Source organism: Streptomyces sp. NPDC048277 (assembly GCF_040652235.1).
Classification (GTDB): Bacteria; Actinomycetota; Actinomycetes; order Streptomycetales; family Streptomycetaceae; genus Streptomyces.
Genome location: NZ_JBEZLQ010000075.1, coordinates 1 through 2,244 on the forward strand (window position 1 = coordinate 1; position 2,244 = coordinate 2,244).

Sequence of the window (2,244 nt, forward strand, 5' to 3'; positions counted from 1 at the left end):
GTCGGAAGCGCGCTCCTGAACCACTTCGCGCCGCTGCTCACCGACCAGGGCGACGCCATCGGCTGGCTGACCGACCGGCTCGCGGGCAAGGCGGCACCCATGTCCCGGGCGACGCGCAGTCCGTCGCGACCGGGAGACCGGTCACCGGCCTTCGCAAGGCTTCGTCGGCACAGCGGTCAGCGTCAACCGCGCTCCGTCCACGCCGCCGAGCCGGATCCGTTGGTCGGTGCGTTCGCCTCGGGTGGCGAGCCACGGGTTGTCGTCGGTGCCAGGGTGGAGAACGAATTCGGGAAAGTCACTGCTGTGGAGGTGCAGCCGAAGGTGATGGCCAGGGCGGAGGCGGTAGCCGGCATGACCGAGGGAGAGCCTCAGCCGCCGCTGTGGGGTGGCGATGTGGACACGTCCGTGGGCGACGAACTCGGCCTCACCGTCGGGGTGGACGTCCAGCAGTTTGGCGAAAAGATCAGTGGATGGGCCGGTGGTGGTGAGGTCGAGGCCCAGGAGCACCGGTCCGGCCAGCTCCAGAGGTTCGGCCGTCGGTTCGGCGTCGAAGGCGAGGACGTCCGGGCGCTTGGACCAGTCGTGCAGACGTGGGTTCGTCTGGAGATAGGCGAAGGCGTTGACGGCTGCCGAGGGTACCGAGTCCACGGGGGTCGTGCGTCCGGCTCGCCGTGCTCGATTCGGTGACCGGTACCGGGGTGAGCAGGCCTGAGGTGTCGCCGTCGGCTGTGCGCCGGTCCGGGTCCGGACTCAGGAAGATGGTGGTCGTGCGGTGGTGGGCCGGTGGCCAGAGTCGGTCCGGAGACCGTCCTCGCCGCCGTTGCGCGAGTTGCCCGCGCACGCGCGGCAGATCGGCGGGGCTGCTCTGTCGGCGCAGGATGACGTCGAAGAAGTCCCAGGCGGGAGCGAGGTAGCCAGGCAGCAGCGCGCGAAAGGCGTCCTGTCTGGCCAAGTGGTCGCGTGACTCGTCGTCGTACGGGACGCCGCCGGACAGGTGATAGTTCTCGTGGTCGATGACGCCAGACCTGGCTGTCGCCCAGCAGGTGACCGACGAACTGGTCGTCATGCGCCAGGGCCGCATCGTCGACCGTGGCGCCACGGACCGGGTACTGACCGACCTGGAGCACCAGTACACCCGTGACCTGCTCGCGGCGGTACCCCGCGAGGGCTGGCAGCCGATCCGGCGTCGGTGACACCGGCGGCTCTGGGCAGCTGTCGCCGCGGGCCACGGGATCTGACCTCGTGTTTCCAACCCCGTGTTTGATACTCAAGCCTCACTGTTGATACAACGTGTCATGTTTGGCATAGCTTCCCATCCGAAGGAGTGAGCCATGACGGTAGACGCGAACACGGGGCTGTCTCTCGCGAGCAAAGTCGCGATCGTGACAGGAGCGGGACAGGGGCTCGGCCGGGACATCGCGCTCGCCATGGCGCGGGCGGGTGCGCATGTGGCCGTCGTGGATCTCAATCCGGAGACAGCGCAGAAGGTCGCCGCCGAACTCGGCGAACACGACAAGGCGGCCTCGCCATCACGTGTGACGTCAGCCGACGGGAAGAGGTCCGCGCGGCGGTGGGGCGCACGGTGTCCGAAGAGGCCGCTGTTCAGGTGCCGCAGCAGGTGCTCGTCGTCGGTGTCCATGAAACGGGCCTGCACGACGCTCAGGTTGTGCGCGTTGTTGACGAGAATGTCGATCCCGCCCCACTCGGCACCTACTACTTCCTCCAGGAGTCCTACGAGTACCTGAAGGCGCGCGGGGGCCGGGTTGTCGGCCTCGGTTCGGGTGCGGGTGTCTCCGGCCGCCGGGAGCACTTCTCGTACGCCGCCACCAAGGAGGCCATCCGCGCCACGACACGGGTGGTCGCCCGGGAGTGGGGCCCGAGGGCATCCGGGTCAACACCATCTGCCCCGCCGCCTACGGCACACCCGCCATGAAGCGGTTCCTGTCGAACGCGGACGACGAGCAGACCGCTGCCATGACGGCCCAGATCCCGCTCGCCCGTTTCGGGGGCGGTGACGAGGTGGCTTCCGTGGCAGTGTTCCTGGCCAGTGACGCCTCCTCCTACATGACGGGACACACGCTCATGGTCGACGGCGGAGCAACGATGGACGCCGGTCGCTGAGCCCGTTCTCCAGGCCCCCGCATCGGACTCGGGACGGATGTCGTACCGGTGAGGCGTCCGTCAGGGTGCGGGACCGGCCTGCCCGCCGGGATCGAGCACGTCGAGGGAGAGACGGAAGGTCAT

At 68.7% G+C, this 2,244-nt stretch carries 2 protein-coding genes and 1 pseudogene; 2 read left to right on the plus strand and 1 reads right to left on the minus strand.

Going from position 1 to position 2,244, the window contains the following annotated elements; all coding sequences use genetic code 11:
• Window positions 1-141 precede the first annotated feature (141 nt).
• Window positions 142-648, minus strand: coding sequence for a CocE/NonD family hydrolase C-terminal non-catalytic domain-containing protein (locus AB0D85_RS52145; RefSeq protein WP_362338739.1), 507 nt, complete (start codon window positions 646-648; stop codon window positions 142-144).
• A 365-nt stretch (window positions 649-1,013) separates the two neighbouring features.
• Between AB0D85_RS52145 and AB0D85_RS52150 the strand changes: the two genes are divergently transcribed.
• Together AB0D85_RS52150 and AB0D85_RS52155 are read left to right on the plus strand one after the other, a co-directional pair.
• The gene (locus AB0D85_RS52150) at window positions 1,014-1,193 is read left to right on the plus strand and encodes a hypothetical protein (protein WP_362338742.1); all 180 of its coding nucleotides are present in this window, start codon (window positions 1,014-1,016) and stop codon (window positions 1,191-1,193) included.
• Between the two features lie 234 nt (window positions 1,194-1,427).
• A pseudogene (locus tag AB0D85_RS52155) lies at window positions 1,428-2,121 on the plus strand (SDR family oxidoreductase).
• Window positions 2,122-2,244: the final 123 nt, after the last annotated feature.

Excerpts from the sequence above, each read along its gene's own strand:
- AB0D85_RS52150 (WP_362338742.1), top strand. The coding sequence starts at position 1,014 with ATGACGCCAGACCTGGCTGTCGCCCAGCAGGTGACCGACGAACTGGTC.